Source organism: Nocardia sp. NPDC058114, assembly GCF_042884695.1.
Taxonomy (GTDB): Bacteria; Actinomycetota; Actinomycetes; order Mycobacteriales; family Mycobacteriaceae; genus Nocardia.
Genome location: NZ_JBHVTK010000001.1, coordinates 1,777,888 through 1,793,004, shown reverse-complemented (window position 1 = coordinate 1,793,004; position 15,117 = coordinate 1,777,888). Strand labels below are relative to the sequence as shown.

15 protein-coding genes are annotated in these 15,117 nt (G+C 69.1%); 10 read left to right on the top strand and 5 right to left on the bottom strand.

The window, feature by feature from the left end:
- Positions 1 to 11 precede the first annotated feature (11 nt).
- The 3 genes from ACFVVI_RS08315 to ACFVVI_RS08305 are packed head-to-tail and all read left to right on the top strand — an operon-like array spanning position 12 to position 3,984.
- The gene (locus ACFVVI_RS08315; protein ID WP_387444337.1) at positions 12 to 1,265 is read left to right on the top strand and encodes a heavy-metal-associated domain-containing protein; all 1,254 of its coding nucleotides are present in this window, start codon (positions 12 to 14) and stop codon (positions 1,263 to 1,265) included.
- Positions 1,262 to 2,671: a decarboxylase gene (locus tag ACFVVI_RS08310; protein WP_387444335.1), complete on the top strand. Its 1,410-nt coding sequence runs from the start codon at positions 1,262 to 1,264 to the stop codon at positions 2,669 to 2,671. Before ACFVVI_RS08315 ends, ACFVVI_RS08310 begins: the two co-directional genes overlap by 4 nt.
- Positions 2,671 to 3,984, top strand: a complete 1,314-nt coding sequence (locus ACFVVI_RS08305; protein WP_387444333.1) for a pyridoxal-phosphate dependent enzyme — start codon at positions 2,671 to 2,673, stop codon at positions 3,982 to 3,984. The genes ACFVVI_RS08310 and ACFVVI_RS08305 overlap by 1 nt, the downstream gene beginning before the upstream one ends.
- Here the strand turns inward: ACFVVI_RS08305 and ACFVVI_RS08300 are convergent, their stop codons facing one another.
- A complete protein-coding gene (locus ACFVVI_RS08300; RefSeq protein ID WP_387444331.1) occupies positions 3,985 to 5,376 on the bottom strand; it encodes a condensation domain-containing protein in 1,392 nt (463 codons plus the stop codon).
- 346 nt (positions 5,377 to 5,722) lie between these two features.
- Between ACFVVI_RS08300 and ACFVVI_RS08295 the strand changes: the two genes are divergently transcribed.
- The 3 genes from ACFVVI_RS08295 (at position 5,723) to ligD (ending at position 8,364) form a co-directional block, all read left to right on the top strand.
- Entirely contained in the window at positions 5,723 to 6,106 is a 384-nt protein-coding gene (locus tag ACFVVI_RS08295; RefSeq protein ID WP_378992022.1) for a cold shock domain-containing protein, read from the top strand.
- 183 nt (positions 6,107 to 6,289) lie between these two features.
- Positions 6,290 to 7,369, top strand: a complete 1,080-nt coding sequence (locus tag ACFVVI_RS08290; RefSeq protein WP_378992021.1) for an ATP-dependent DNA ligase — start codon at positions 6,290 to 6,292, stop codon at positions 7,367 to 7,369.
- A complete protein-coding gene (gene ligD, locus ACFVVI_RS08285; protein WP_387444329.1) occupies positions 7,366 to 8,364 on the top strand; it encodes a non-homologous end-joining DNA ligase in 999 nt (332 codons plus the stop codon). The genes ACFVVI_RS08290 and ligD overlap by 4 nt, the downstream gene beginning before the upstream one ends.
- A gap of 4 nt (positions 8,365 to 8,368) precedes the next feature.
- Here the strand turns inward: ligD and ACFVVI_RS08280 are convergent, their stop codons facing one another.
- The gene (locus ACFVVI_RS08280; RefSeq protein ID WP_378992018.1) at positions 8,369 to 9,082 is read right to left on the bottom strand and encodes a hypothetical protein; all 714 of its coding nucleotides are present in this window, start codon (positions 9,080 to 9,082) and stop codon (positions 8,369 to 8,371) included.
- 257 nt (positions 9,083 to 9,339) lie between these two features.
- Here ACFVVI_RS08280 and ACFVVI_RS08275 point away from each other — a divergent pair, with 257 nt between their 5' ends.
- On the top strand, positions 9,340 to 9,693 hold the full coding sequence (locus ACFVVI_RS08275) for a hypothetical protein (RefSeq protein WP_387444326.1): 354 nt from the start codon (positions 9,340 to 9,342) through the stop codon (positions 9,691 to 9,693).
- Here the strand turns inward: ACFVVI_RS08275 and ACFVVI_RS08270 are convergent.
- Positions 9,690 to 10,259 carry a TetR/AcrR family transcriptional regulator gene (locus ACFVVI_RS08270; RefSeq protein ID WP_379317543.1) on the bottom strand — a complete coding sequence of 190 codons (570 nt, stop codon included), beginning with the start codon at positions 10,257 to 10,259 and terminating at the stop codon, positions 9,690 to 9,692. The two genes, ACFVVI_RS08275 and ACFVVI_RS08270, sit on opposite strands and share 4 nt — an antisense overlap.
- A gap of 235 nt (positions 10,260 to 10,494) precedes the next feature.
- Between ACFVVI_RS08270 and ACFVVI_RS08265 the strand changes: the two genes are divergently transcribed.
- Both ACFVVI_RS08265 and ACFVVI_RS08260 read left to right on the top strand, forming a co-directional pair.
- Complete coding sequence (locus ACFVVI_RS08265) at positions 10,495 to 11,925, top strand: SDR family NAD(P)-dependent oxidoreductase (RefSeq protein ID WP_378992014.1); 1,431 nt, start codon at positions 10,495 to 10,497, stop codon at positions 11,923 to 11,925.
- Between the two features lie 69 nt (positions 11,926 to 11,994).
- Positions 11,995 to 12,369 carry a DUF2784 domain-containing protein gene (locus ACFVVI_RS08260; protein WP_387444323.1) on the top strand — a complete coding sequence of 125 codons (375 nt, stop codon included), beginning with the start codon at positions 11,995 to 11,997 and terminating at the stop codon, positions 12,367 to 12,369.
- Here the strand turns inward: ACFVVI_RS08260 and ACFVVI_RS08255 are convergent.
- Positions 12,350 to 13,102 carry a thioesterase II family protein gene (locus ACFVVI_RS08255; protein WP_387444321.1) on the bottom strand — a complete coding sequence of 251 codons (753 nt, stop codon included), beginning with the start codon at positions 13,100 to 13,102 and terminating at the stop codon, positions 12,350 to 12,352. The two genes, ACFVVI_RS08260 and ACFVVI_RS08255, sit on opposite strands and share 20 nt — an antisense overlap.
- A 42-nt stretch (positions 13,103 to 13,144) precedes the next feature.
- On the opposite strand from ACFVVI_RS08255, the gene ACFVVI_RS08250 reads away from it, so the two are divergent.
- A complete protein-coding gene (locus tag ACFVVI_RS08250; protein WP_387444319.1) occupies positions 13,145 to 14,521 on the top strand; it encodes a CoA transferase in 1,377 nt (458 codons plus the stop codon).
- A 9-nt stretch (positions 14,522 to 14,530) separates the two neighbouring features.
- On the opposite strand, the gene ACFVVI_RS08245 is transcribed toward ACFVVI_RS08250, so the two are convergent.
- Positions 14,531 to 15,100 (bottom strand): TetR family transcriptional regulator, encoded by a 570-nt coding sequence (locus tag ACFVVI_RS08245; protein WP_378631336.1) that lies wholly within the window; start codon positions 15,098 to 15,100, stop codon positions 14,531 to 14,533.
- Positions 15,101 to 15,117 lie beyond the last annotated feature (17 nt).

Sequence of the window (15,117 nt, the reverse complement as noted above, 5' to 3'; positions counted from 1 at the left end):
GAGGAGGAACGATGGGCTCGCCCACCGTGCAGCACTACGATCGTCGCGCCGCGTCCCGGGTACTGGCCCGCCTGGCCGCTCCCGGACTGTTCGCCGCCACCGAACCGCCGCCTCCGGCCCGAATCACCTACCGTGCCACAGCATTACAGCCTGAATCGGGTGCCGCGCTGACACAGTCCCAGCGGATGTACCTGGAACGGTTCATGCGCCCCTGCCGCCCGGATCAGGTGACCAGCGCGACCCATCGCCTCACGTGGACCGACAGCGCGGGAATTCCCAACACCGGGTACTTCCACACCGCGGGCGCGGGCCCCGAACTCGCGGTGCTCGCGCGGGAAACAGTCCTCGCGCTGTGGCATTCGCTGGCGGCATCCGAACTCCCGGCGCGCGCTGCGGCCCTGTCCGCCCACGATCACGGCGTTCTTCGCGCGACCACCACCGATCACGATCCGCACGAGATCTTCCGGGTCGGTATCGAGGCCACAGGGCGCGCACTGGTCCAGCACGGGCTGATCGCCGCCGACACCCCCTATCGCGGGCTCGTCGAATTCGCCACCGGCATGCGTGATTGCGGCATCTTCACCGCCGTCGCCACCCGCTGGTTCTGGGAACTGCAGGCATCGACATTCCGGCGCGGGATGATCCCGGTGCGCTTTGCCACCCAGCCCGACGGGTCCGTGCGCTACACCGCCGACTCGATCGCCGTCCTGCGTGCGATGAAAGACGCCACCATCGCCGACGCGCACGCGGTGATGCTGCGCGCGACCGGCGAGGAGGGACTCGAGACCGAAGCGGCCGTCGCGAAATACCACGACGACCTCGACCTGATCTCACGGCAATACGCGCTGCTGCCCGCCGACACGCGACCCACCTGTCTCGCGGCGACCCAACACGATATCGACGGCGCCGATGTGCACGTCCTCGCCACGGTCGTCGATCGGTTCGTCGAGACGTTCGCCGCGCTGACAGGCTCGGTGGAAGTGCTCGAGGACCCGACCGAGGAACAGCCGGGTACCGCCCCCACCGGCGACGACGGCGTCTTCTACGTCCCCGATATGAGCTGCCGGCATTGCGTCCGCACGATCACCGCCCTGCTCGAGTCGATGGAGATCCCGGTCGTCGAGATCGATCTGGAGTCCAAGCGGGTGATCGCCCGGATCCGCAGTCCGCGCAACAGGTTCCGTGTCTTCGAGGCACTGCGCGATGGCGGCTACAACCCGGTCGACGACGTGCCGGCGCAGGTGCCCGGCGCGTCGGTGGGATGATCCCGCCCGCCGTTCCCGCCGCGCTGCATCCGCTCGTCGCCGCGTTCCTCGCCGATCGCGACGGCGTGCGCGCCGCCCTGCGCCGCTACGGCTCCCCCGTGCATCTGGTGTTCCCGCAGATCTTCACCGCCAACCTCGCCGCACTGCGCGCCGTGCTCGACGCGGGAGCGGTCCGGCATCGAATCTGCTATGCGCACAAAGTGAATCGCTCCGTGGCGTTCGCCCACACGGCCGCGCACGCGGGAATCGCCGTCGACGTGGCGTCCACGGGGGAACTGCGTTCCGCGCTGTCCGCCGGATTTCCCGCCGATCGCATCGAGGTGACCGGCCCCAAGGGCGCCACGATGCTGCGGGCCGCGGTGACGGCCACGGCGACGATCAATGTCGACAACCTCTGGGAACTCGCGACCCTGGCCGAGCTGGCGTCACCGGCGGCGGCTGTCCCGGTACTGCTACGCATTTCGGGTTTCTCCGGCAGCTCACCGAGCCGGTTCGGGATCGATCTCGCCGACATGGCCACGGCGCTGGAGCTGCTGGTACGTCACCGCGACCGGCTGCGGCTGCTGGGATTCGCCTTTCACCTCGATACCGCTGCCACCGCGGAACGGGTCAACGCCGTGGGCGACTGTCTGGAACTGATCGAACGGGCCTACGCGCACGGCCTGACGCCGACGGTGCTCGATATCGGCGGCGGCTTGCGCCAGGTCTTCACCGCCGATGCCGGGGGGTACGACGCCTACGACCACGCACTGCGGGCGGGCCTGCTCGGGCGTGGCCCCGCGATGCACTGGGGCAACAACACTTTCGGCTATCACGTCGCCGAGGGAATGGTGCACGGCGCACCGGTGTTCCACAAGTACGCCAATACCGAACCCGCCGCCGGCATCCTCGCCGAACTGCTCGCCGCTCCGTTGCCCGGGCACGGTGGACGGGCGCTGGCGGCGGTCCTCACCGACAATCTCCTCGACCTGTGGCTCGAACCGGGCAAAGCGCTGGTCGACCAGGCAGGCATCACCGTGGCCCAGGTCGAGTTCGTCAAACAGGCGGGCAACGGCGCGACGCTGGTCCATCTGGATCTCAGCCGCGACACCGTCACCGCCGCCGACCAGGAGGTGCTCATCGATCCGATCGTGCTGACCGACGTAGCCGAGTCACGGCCTGCCGGGGTGTATTTCGCCGGGCACCTGTGTCTCGAGCGCGACCTGATCACCCAGCGGCAGGTGCGAGTCGCGCAGCTGCCGTCCCCCGGCGATCCGGTGGTGTTCCCCAATACCGCCGCTTACCACACGGACCTGTCGGCCGCGCAGGCCGGCATGCACCCGACACCCGCGAAAGTCGCTGTGCTGCAGCGAGAAGGACAGTTCGTTCTGTGCCCTGATGCCGACTATCGGCCCGGGGGCCGGTGATGGTCTACACCCACATCACCGAGCTGATCGGCAACACTCCCCTGCTGCGCCTGGACCCCGCCGTCCACGGGCTGGCCGACGTCGAGCTGTACGCGAAACTGGAGTCGCACAACCCCTTCGGTTCGGTGAAGGACCGCGTTGCCTGGGCGATGATCCGCGACGATCTCGAGCGCGTCCGCGCAAGCGGGCAGTCGTTCATCGAGGCGTCGAGCGGGAACACCGCCAAAGCGCTTCGGGTACTCGGCGCGCTGCACGGCATCCCGTTGCGCGCGGTCACCAATCGGATCCGGGTGAGCGAGGTCCGCCAATTGCTGCAACTGCTCGGGACCGAGATCGTGGAACTTCCCGGCCTGTCCGAATGCCCTGATCCCCATGCCGCCGATGATGTTTCGGCGGTCATCGAACAGACCATCGGCCAGGCGCCCGACCACTGGTATCACCCCTCGCAATACACGAACGAGCGCAATATCGCCGCCCATCACGACGGCACCGGCACCGAGATCGCCACCGACCTCGCGGACGCGGGCATCGACCACCTGGACTACCTGATCGGCGGACTCGGCACCACCGGCTCCACCCGGGGCACCGCGACCGCCCTGCTCGCCCACCATCCGGACCTGCGCACCGTCGGGGTGGTGTCGGACCGCTTCGATTTCATCCCCGGTATCCGCTCCGAGCGCGAGATGTGGGACGTCGGGCTGTTCCGGCCCGATTTCTACGACGAGATCGTCACCGTCGACTCCGCCGCGGCCATCGAGTCGACCCTCGACCTGATGCGCGGCTACGGCGTACTCGCCGGACCCACCAGCGGCGCGGGCTATTGCGCCGCCCTTCGCACCCTGGCCGCGGCACCGCGCCCCGAGGGCAGAGCACTGGTGGCTGTGCTGATCGTGTGCGACCGGATCGAACCGTATCTGTCCTATCTCGCCAAACGCAGGCCGGAGCTGTTCGGCAAGCCCACCGGGCCCGCACCCCCGAGCCCCGACGACACCGCGCCGACGCTGTCTCCCGCTGAGCTGGCCGAACTCGACCGCACCGCCAGACCCACCGTCGTCGATACCCGCGGCGCGATGGCCTACCGCGTCGGGCATGTCCCCGGCGCGCTCAACATCCGCGACGACCAGCTCGACGAGATGCTCACCCAGGGCGTGCCGTTTCCGCGGTCACGGCCGGTGGTGTTCGTGTGCCCGGTCGGGGAAACCTCGCTGCGTTTCGCCGCGGTGGCCCACCGCGCGGGCTACGACGCATACAGCCTCGCGGGCGGCATCGTCGCGTGGCGCGACGCCGGATACGCGATGGAGCGCGGCGGCTGATCAGACGAGCACCCTGGTGGCGCGGCGCGCGGTGCTCAGCGCACGACCGCGACCGGTGGTCGCCAGCAGCGCCGTGAGCGGTCCGCGATACCCATCGGCGAGCAGCCCGACGACCGCACGGAAGCGCGCCACGAACTGCTGCGCGGTCGCCTCGTCGAACCGGGCGATCGGGTAGATGAACGACCCGTCGACCCCGGCGGGCGCGCCGAGTGGATCGTAGTGGTCGGTGAGCCCGAACTCGAGGTCATGCTTGGCCCTGACCACCCCGGTCGGCAACTCGGTGATCGAAAGCCCCTGTGCAGGAAGGTGTTCGACGGCGATGCGTGGGGCCCCGGCTCGCTGCAGGATGAGTGTGGCCTGGAACAGCGGCAGCGCCGCGTCCTGCGGCAGGCAGCGCTTGAGGCGTGGGTTGGGGGTGTCGGGATGGGCGTACGCGGCGAGCGCGACCCGGCGCACCTGCTCGAGAAGTTCGCCGACATCGGCGGCACGGTCGAGGCGCACGCGCATCAGCACATCAGCGGAGAAATTGCCGACGAGATCGTCGAGCAGGCGGTGATCGCGACCCGAAACCGCTGTGGCGACCGTGACATCGGCGCTGCGCGCGAACGCGCCGACGGTGAGCGCGAACGCGGTCTGCAACACCATGAACAGGCTCGCCCGCCCCTCCTGCGCCATCCGCAGCAGCCCGGCATGGGTCTCGGCGTCGAACGAAATCGGCAGCAGCGCACCGGCAACCGGGTCGATCGGGGCCGCGGGGAGCTCACGCGCGGGTAGGTCCAGCAGGGCCGGGCGGCCGGCCAGCGCATTGGCCCAGTACCGCAGCTGATGGGTGGCTCGGCTCCACTCGTCGGTGAACTCGCCGAGCTGCTCGTGCTTCCACAGGGTGTAGTCGATGTAGCTGATCGGCAGCGGCGGCCAGTGCGGGGTGGTGCCGGCGCGACAGGCCAGATAGGCGGTAACGAGGTCGCGGATCAGCGGGCCCATCGAGCGACCGTCGACCGAGATGTGGTGCACGACAAGGGCGAGCACCACATCGTCGGGCCCGAGCACGAACAGCCGCGCCCGCACCGGCAGATCGCGGGCGAGGTCGAAGGGCTGCCCGGCCAGCGCGGCGACGGCGGGGGCGAGGTCGGCTTCGCCGACGCCGCATTCGGCCACATCGAGGACGGCATCGTCGGGGTCGACGACGCACTGAGCCGGACCCAGCTCGGTCGCCGGAAACCGGGTCCGCAGCGGAACATGGCGACCGACAAGAAGTTTCAGCGCCGCTCGCAGTGCTGCCACGTCGACCGACGCGCCACGCAAGCGCATCGCCCGCGCGACATTCCAATCCGCCGACCGGCCGAGTCGCGCCGCATGCCACATCCGCTCCTGCGCGGGCGCCAGGGGCACATGCGACGGACACGGTCGCGGGCCGAGCACCGGTGACGCGGCGGGCCGCGCACAGACCGGGTCGCTCCCGGTGCGCGCCGTCGCCGGCAAAACGCCACTGCCGGCGCCGTATCCCCCCGATCTCCGCCCCACACCGGGGTCCGACACGCGTCTACAACCTCCACACAGTTTCGACAGGTGAGCCACGCTAACGAGCCGATGTGAACACGCAGTTACCGGATCGTGACCATGCTCGGTCAGCCCGCCCGCATCGCGAATCCCAAGATTTCGCCGACTATCCACTTTCCGGGCGAAATCGCCCAAAAGCCGCGTTAGAGTAGCGACGGGAAGCGGAGCGAGGAGTTGGTTGGTGTCCATCGGGAAATTGGTGTCGTTCGACGGTTCACGGGGTTTCGGTTTCATCCGGCCCGATGACGGCGGGCCCGATGTATTCGTCCACGTCAACGACATCGGACTCGACGAGGACGAGTTGCGCCAGGGTCGCCTGTTCGAATTCGATGTGACCGAAGGCGATCGGGGTCCCAAGGCGATCAACCTGACCGGGGTCGGACAGCCCCCCGCCGCTCCGAAGACACGCAAGGGCGGCGACCGGCTCGGTCCCGACGAACTGCGTCAGCAGATCACCGAATTGCTGCTGGAGGCGTCCCCCGCGCTCACCGCGGCCGAGATCATCACCATCCGCGACCGGTTCACCACCTTCGCCGACGAGCACGGCTGGCTCGACAGCTGATCTCACGCCAGGGCGGTTGTCGCGCCCGCCGATGAACTCCGGCGCGGACTCGGCGAGCACGACAGGCACGCACTCGATGTCCGCGCACGTGTCGGTCCCCCGTCCTACGATCGCCTCACACACCGATGAATCGGGCGTGCTCGCATCGTCGACACGGGTGAACACACCCGCGAGGAGGATCGGATGGATCTACCGGTGATGCCGCCAGTGCGCCCCATGCTGGCCAAGTCGACGCCGTCGCTACCGCGCGAGCCAGGACTCAGCTATGAGCCGAAGTGGGACGGCTTCCGCTGCGTCGTGTTCCGCGACGGTGACGAGATCGAACTCGGCTCCCGCAACGACCGCCCGCTCACCCGGTACTTCCCCGAGCTGGCCGAGCTGCTGAAGGAGGCGCTGCCGCAACGCTGCGTCATCGACGGGGAGATCGTGGTCGTCACCGATCACGGCCTCGATTTCGACACCTTGCAGCAGCGGTTGCACCCGGCCGCGTCGCGGGTCACCAAACTCGCGGCGCAGACACCGGCCAGTTTCGTCGCCTTCGACCTGCTCGCCCTCGGCGATCGCGATCTCACCACCGCACCGTTCGCGCAGCGGCGCCGCGAACTCGAGTCGTTGCTCGACGCCGCGCCCGGCCGGATCCATCTCACACCGATCACCCAGGATCCCGACGTGGCTCAGGACTGGTTCACCCGCTTCGAAGGCGCGGGCTTCGACGGCGTGATGGCCAAGTCCGACGAGCTGGCCTACCTGCAGGACAAGCGAGTGATGCTCAAGATCAAGCACGAGCGCACCGCCGACTGCGTGGTCGCCGGTTACCGGATGCACAAGGACGGCGAAGGCGTCGGTTCGCTGCTGCTCGGCCTGTTCGACGACGAGGGCAATCTGCACCATGTCGGGGTGGCGTCGAGTTTCACCGCGGCCCGGCGCCGCGAATTGCTCGGCGAGCTGGCGCCGTTGCGCGAGAACGCGCTCGACGACCATCCGTGGCGCACCTGGGCCGACGCCGCCGCGCAGGCGAACGCCGACGGCAAGATGCCCGGCGGGCAGAGCCGCTGGAGCGGGGGCAAGGATCTGTCGTGGGAGCCGCTGCGGCCCGAGCTGGTCGCCGAAGTGCGCTACGAGCACGTGCAGTCGGGACGGTTCCGCCACGGCGGGCGGCTGGCGCGGTTCCGCGCCGACCGAACCCCCGATTCGTGCACGTACGCCCAGCTCGATGAAGTGGCGCCCGCCGAGCTCGACGCGATCTTCGGAGTCGGCCGATGAGCGCCGCGGTAGAACTCGACATCGACGGCCGGGCGCTCACCATCAGCAATCCCGACAAGGTCTACTTCACCAAACGCGGCGAGACCAAGCTCGATCTGGTCAACTACTACCGCGCTGTCGCCGAACCGCTGCTCGGTGTGATCGGTGGCCGCCCGCTACTGCTGGAACGCTATCCCGACGGCGCGTCGGGCAAATCGTGGTTCCAGAAGCGGGTGCCGAAGTCCGCGCCGGACTGGTTGCAGACCGTGGAGGTGTCCACCCCCAACGGCACCACCAGCGACGCGCTGGTGGCCCACGATCTCGCCCACATCCTGTGGGCGGTGAATCAGGGCTGTCTCGGTTTTCACGTGTGGCCCAATCATGTTCCGGATCTGCGGATCGCCGACGAACTACGCATCGATCTCGATCCCTCGCCCGGCATCGGTTTCGATGATCTGCGCCGGGCCGCGGTGCTCACCCGCGAACTGCTGGCCGAACTCGGCGTCGACTCGTCCATCAAGACCTCGGGCTCACGTGGCCTGCACATCTACGCGGCGCTGGAACCGCGCTGGGACGGCTACGAGGTGCGGGCCGCCGCGGTGGCGCTGGCCAGGGAGCTCGAGCGCAGGCATCCCGAGGAGATCACCGCGCAGTGGTGGAAAGAGGAACGCGGCTCGCGGGTGTTCATCGACTTCAATCAGAACGCCCCGCACAAGACCGTGTTCGGCGCCTGGTCGGTGCGACCGAAGGTCGGCGGTCAGGTGTCGACACCGATCACCTGGGCCGAACTCGACACCGTCGTCCCCGATGAGCTCACGCTGGCCACCGTGCCCGCCCGCCTCGCCGAGTCGGGTGATCCCTGGGCGAACCGGGCACCGCAATCGATCGAACCGCTGCTGACGATGTCGGAGCGCGACATGGCAGCGGGGCTGATGGACGCACCGTGGCCACCGCAGTATCCGAAGATGCCCAACGAGCCGCCGCGCGTGCAACCGAGCCGGGCCAAGAAGGAGTGAGAACCTATTCGGTGGTCCACAGCGACCAGACCGCGGCGCTGCCCTTGCCCTCGCACACAAGCGCGTGGTTGTCGGAGGTACGGCCCGATTTGTCCACCGAGGGATCGCATTTCGCCCCCGCGGTGTAGTAGGACCCCGATACCTTGAACGGCCCCGACCAGGTATGACCACTCGGTCCGCGCAGACACAGCAATGTCGCACCGTCTGCCGCGACGCCGAGCAGACCGGCCTTCTCCGCGGTGCACTCCGTGCCCTTCTCGACCACGCCGCTCTTCTCGCCGCCGCCCGCGGGGCTCGTCACCGGGACAGCCTCGGTCACCGTCGGTGCCGTGTGCGAGGTCACCGACACCGGCGTCGGCGTCGTGGTCGCCGCCGACTGGGCGAGAGCCGGCATCGACACGTCCAACCCGCCGAAAACGGCGAGCCCGATCGCTGCCGCGACCGCCACCTCGGAGATACCGAGCAGCAGTGCCAGCACCGCGATCCCCCGCCCGCGTGGATGCCCGAACGACAGCAGCCCGAACACGATCGCGATCGGGAACAGCAGCACCAGCGCGGCGGCCAGTGCCACCATCGAGTACGGATTCACGCGCGGTTGGTCACCGCGGCGACCGCCGGTCGCACTGTCCGCGCTCACCTGCGGCCAGCGCTGGCCGTCCCAACGCCGATCGTCGGACTCCTGCTCGGGGTCGTCATCCCATTCCTCGTACCGTGCCATCAACCCCGGGTCCCTCTCCGATCTCCCCGGGCGCACAACGAAACAGGTGCGGCGCCGGGTTACGCGACGAGAATAAGGACTCACAGCCCAGTAGCACAGCTCAAACGCGAAATAGGGTCACAGTGACATAACGTGTCAACTCGCGCGAGCGCCCTGGTAACGAACCGGCTAACACCCTTACCCCGGCGGACGGAACAGGTTCATGCTGGTCATCAAGTGCACCGTTGCGCGCACCCCTGAGCTCGCGAGGAGGACTCATGTCCGACAGCACGCCGTCGGCAGACCGCGCCTGGCATGCCCAAGCCGGTGATCTGCTGGCCGACGATTACAACGTTCCCGGCATCATCATGTGTGCGATCGGGGTGGTGGGGCTCGCGTGCACCCTCGTCGCGGCTGGTACCGAGCACACCGGATGGGCCGTACTGGCCGGGATCATGACGTTACTTTTCCTCGGCGGCGGTGTCGGTGCGCTGATGTTCGAGCATCACCGGGAGAAGAAGATCGAGCAGATGCTCGGCCGCACCGGGCACGCGCCCGGCCATGCCGGACCCCAGCGCTACAGTGCCGCCGCGATCGCGATGCGGCGCTCGAATCGCGCGCTCGATTCCTAGCGCTCGCCCGATTCCACGGTCGGTTCCGGCTCGGTGATCAGCACGCTGGGAATCGTCACGGTGATCATCGTGAGCAGGGTGTCGGCCAGCAGTTGATGCACCTGCGCCCTGGTGAGGGTGCCGCGGGTGATCCATTCGCGCCCGGCGACTTTCACCAGTCCCGCGTAGGCGAGGACCAGCGCGCGCAAACGTGCACTGTCTGCCAGATCGGCGCGCCCGATCATCACCAGCATGCGTTCGGCGGCGGCATCGTCGGCCTGATCGAGGATCTGCTGCACCTCGGGGTCGTCGCCGACGCCCTCGTGGCTGGTCACCTTCACCCAGGTGGTGCCGTGCTCGGCGATGGTGTCGAGCAGCCAGCCCACGATCGCGTCGACCCGCTCACCCGGTGTGCCGTCGGGAATGGACACCTTGTCCTGACGCGGCAGAGTCACCATGCGGCGCACCACCGCCAGATACAGGTCGCGCTTGTTGCCGAAGTAGTGGTTGATCAGGCCACGGGCCACCCCCGCGCGCTGGGCCAGTTCCGCGGTCGACACCGCCGCGTAGGGCCGCTCACCGAACATATCGATGGCACACGCCAGGATCTGCGCTCGTCGCTCGTCGGGTTCGAGCCTGCGCCTGCGCGGCGCGTCTGCGGTGTCGGTGTCCAGCGGGGAAATCGCGGTTCTCCGTCGAGTTCGATAGCCGTCGCACGGTTGCGACGACGGCCCATCACGATACCCAGCGGGTCGCTCGCGCGGCCAATGCGACAATAGATGTCGTCCACCGCTCCCGCACGAAGGAATGTCGCACTCCCCGATGACCGAGAACATGATCGATCCGGACGAGTTGGCGACCTGTCTGCGGGTACTGGAACGCGCCGGGCAGCTGGAGAAGGAACATCCCGACTCCATCGCCGTGCAGCGCGCCGTCGGGCACATGTTCAAAAAGCTCAAGCACCGCCGTCGCATCGAGGCCAGGGAGCAGATCTCCTCGAACGACCGCGCCGTCATCGCCGCGACCGCGACGGGCTCCCCGCAGCGCATCGACGACGAGACCGCGGGCATCCCGATCAGCTCGTCCACCACGGGCGCCAGCGCGGGCACCCTGCTCAAGGCGCGTCCCTGCTACATCTGCAAGCAGAAGTACACCCAGGTCGACGCGTTCTACCACCAGCTGTGCCCTGAGTGCGCGGTAGCGAGCCACACCAAGCGCGACGCGCGCACCGACCTGTCCGGCAAACGCGCCCTGCTCACCGGCGGTCGCGCCAAGATCGGCATGTACATCGCGTTGCGGCTGCTGCGCGACGGTGCGCACACCACCATCACCACTCGCTTCCCCAACGACGCGATCCGTCGCTTCGCCGCCATGGAGGACAGCGCCGACTGGCTGCACCGGCTGCGCATCATCGGCATCGATCTGCGTGACCCCGCGCAGGTCGTGGCGCTGGCCGACGACGTCGCCGCCCAGGGCCCCCTCGACATCCTGATCAACAACGCGGCCCAGACGGTGCGCCGATCGGCCGGCGCCTACAGCGCGCTGGTCGACGCCGAGACCGCGCCGCTGCCCGCGGGCGTCCTGCCGGAGATGGTCACGTTCGGCAAGACCATGCAGGCCCACCCGACCGCACTCACCGCCTCCCTCACGCCGTCGCTGTCGGCCACCGATGTCGCCGAACTCGCGCTGGTCGCCGGTTCGGCCACCCCGGAGCGGATCGCGGCGGGCGTGGCCATCGACGCCGGTGGTCTTGTCCCCGACCTCGCGCACACCAACAGCTGGGTGCAGACCGTCGGCGAGGTGGAGGCCACCGAGCTGCTCGAGGTGCAGCTGTGCAACTCGGTCGCGCCGTTCATCCTGGTGTCACGGTTGCGCCCTGCCCTGGCCGCCGCGGCAGGCCGGCGCAAGTACGTGGTCAACGTCTCGGCGATGGAAGGCCAGTTCGGCCGCGGCTACAAGGGCCCGGGGCACCCGCACACGAACATGGCCAAGGCCGCGCTCAACATGCTCACCCGCACCAGCGCCCTCGAGATGTTCGAGGCCGACTCGATCCTGATGACCGCGGTCGACACCGGCTGGATCACCGACGAACGCCCGCACTTCACCAAGGTCCGCCTCGCCGAGGAGGGCTTCCACGCACCCCTCGATCTCGTCGACGGCGCCGCCCGCGTCTACGACCCGATCGTGCAGGGCGAGGACGGCGTGGACCTCTACGGCTGCTTCCTCAAGGACTACCGGCCTTCACCCTGGTGACGCAAGCGATGCCGAACCGGAATGATGATCATGATGCCGCCCGGGGAGCACGGTACATATCCTGAATAGGTGCCGTTCCGGGTGCTGGCCGACGTTCTCGCCGTCACCCACGTCGCGTTCATCGCGTACGTGGTCGCCGGCGGCTTCCTGGCGTGGCGATGGCCCCGCACGATCGGCCTGCACGCACTGGCCGTGGCATGGGGCTTCGGCACCATCCTGATCGGCTTCGACTGCCCGCTCACCTACGCCGAGAACTGGGCGCGCAGGCAAGCGGGGGTGGGCGAGTTGCCCGCCGCCGGCTTCATCGACCACTACCTCACCGGGGTGATCTACCCCGACAGCGCGCTCGGCTTGGTGCGGGCACTGGCGGCGCTGGCGGTGCTCGTGTCGTGGCTGGGCTACGCGCGCCTGCACCAGCGCCGGCTCAGTTCACGTGCCGTGTGATCTCCTGCGCCACCGCGGCGTGCTGTTCGTCGAGGTAGAAGTGCCCGCCACCGAACGTGCGCAGGCTGAACGGCCCGTCGGTGACCGCACGCCACTGTTCGGCCTGGTCCACCGTGGTCGTCGGATCCTCGGTACTCACCAAGGCGACGACCGGGCAGCTCAGCTGTGCTCCCGGCCGACGCCGATAGGTCTCGACCGCCTGGTAGTCGGCCCGCACGGCGGGCAGCACGAGATCGGCCAGGCCCGGTTCGGTGCGCAGCAGTCGCACCGGTGCGGGATCGTTCGCCAGCCGCTCCAGCTCGTCGATGAGCGCGGTGTCCGATCCTCTGTGTAGCTGTCCGGTTTCGACGAATTCCGGTGCGGGACGACCGGAGACGATGAGGACGCGGGGCGGTTGCCCGGCGGCGGCGAGTCGCAGTGCGGTCTCGTAGGCCACGGTCGCGCCCATGCTGTGCCCGAACAGCGCACGGGCCGGTCCCGGCTGCCGCGCGATGTCCGCGGCGATCCGGTCGGCGAGCAGATGCAGGTCGGTGATCGTCGGATCGCCGAGCCGGTCCTGCCTGCCCGGATATTGCACTGCCGTCACTTCGACGCCGGCGCCGATGTGTCGCGCCAACTCCCGATAGAAGGTCGCCGATCCCCCGCCGGGCGGGAAACACGTCACCCGCCCGCGGGCCGCCGCCTCCGATCGCAGGATCCGAACCCACTCCGTCGCAGCCGTATTCACGCCCACATCACACTCCTCACCCTCTCCACCGCAACTAGGCTGGTCGATGTGACCACCGCGCAGCAGCTCGTCCACGCCTACGAGACGGGACTGGGACTCCCGCCGTCGAGCGATGCCGACGTGCCGGATCCCGGTGCGCGGTTGGCGGCCACCCTACCGGTGTGGGCGCTCGCGGCGGGTTCGGTCGCGGCAGTGAGCGCGGCCGCCAACCGGATCAGAGTCGCACGCGGCCTGCCCGCGCGCCCCGTTCGCCTCGATGCCGACCGGGTGACCGCGGCGTTCAGCAGTGAACGGCTGTTCCGGCGGGGCGGTAGCGCGCCCGCGTTCTTCGCCGAGCTGTCCGGCTTCTTTCCCACCGCCGACGGATGGGTGCGCACCCACGCGAACTACCCACATCACCGCCAGCGCTTGCTGCGCGCGCTCGACCTCCCGGCAGCCGGTGACGCCGCCCAGCTCACCGCCCGGTTTTCCGCGATGAAGGGCGCCGAGATCGAAGATGCCGCCGCGGCTGTGGGCGCCATCGCGGCACGAGTCCGCACCGAGGGCGAATGGGCGGAAAGCCCGATGGGCCGCGCGGCCGCTCTCGGAGCATTGGTCGCCGTCGACGCCCGGGACGCCCGCACATCCATCACATCGTGGCCAGGTGCGGGCGAGCGCGCCGCTACCGTCGAGCGACCGCTGACCGGCCTTCGCGTGCTCGACCTCACCCGCGTCCTCGCGGGCCCGGTGGCCACCCGAACGCTGGCCTTGCTCGGCGCCGACGTGCTGCGGATCGACCCACCGCACCTGCCCGAAATCGACTGGCAGTTCTCCGACAACTGCCAGGGCAAACGCTCGACCTTGCTCGACCTGCGCACCGACCTGGCGACCTTCGAGATCCTCCTCGACGAGGCCGATGTACTGGTCACCGGCTACCGCCCGGGTGCACTCGCCGCGGCCGGTGTCCGCGCCGCCGGACGTCCCGGCTTGATCGAGGCCACGGTCTCGGCCTGGGGTACGAGCGGGCCGTGGGGCGAGCGACGGGGCTTCGACAGCATCGTCCAGGCGGTGTCCGGCATTTCGTTGCTCGAGGGAGCGCCCGATCGGCCCGGCGCACTGCCCGCCCAGGCACTCGACCACGGGTCGGGCTACCTGCTGGCCGCCGCCGTCATGGATGCCCTGCTGGCTCGCGCCGACGACGGGTTCGGCCGCAACGTCCGAGTTTCCCTGGCACGCACCGCATCCTGGCTCCTGACCGCGGACGACCGCTGCCCCGGCCACCCCCCGCCGACACCGCCGGACCCGGCGTCGACAGTCACGCACAGCGAACTGGTCACGGCCGCACCGGCATTCGCCGACTACGACGACTATCGCTGGCCCGCACCACCTTACGGATCAGCGCAACCGTTCTGGGTCGAAGCACGCGATCACTACCACCGCCCGTGACCAGCCGGGTCACTTCCCCGCGAGCGCCCGGATCGCCACAGTGAGCTGATCGCCATCGACAGCCACCTCACCCGGGTCCAGCAGCCACAGCATCCCGAGCCCCTGGGCGATCACGAAATACATCCGCCCGATCGCCGCGGCCTGTGCCGCGTCGAGCTCGGGGTGGGCCGCCTGCACATGGGCACCGAGGTCGGCGAACGCCCCGGACAGCTGGTCGCCCAGCTGCGCTCGTGCGTCGTCGGAGCGCACGATCCGCACGATGTTCTCCAGGCTGGCCAGCATCGCCTCGTGATTGCCCGCGAACACCTCGGGCATCCCGTTCCACAGCAGCGCGAGCCCCTCCAGCGGTGACTTGCCGGTGCCCGCGGCGATCAGCTCGTCCATCGCATCGCCCATCCCGGTGCCGAGCGCCTCGCTCAACGCCTCGGTGACGAGGCGATCCTTCGACCCGAAGTGGTAGCCGATCGCGGCCAGGCTCACCCCCGCCGCGGCGGCGATATCACGCGCGGTCGCCTTCGCGACGCCGCGCTCGAGAATCACTTTGCGCGCCCCCGCCAGTAGGTCTTCTCTGTTTCCCATGCTCAGCAGCCTACCCG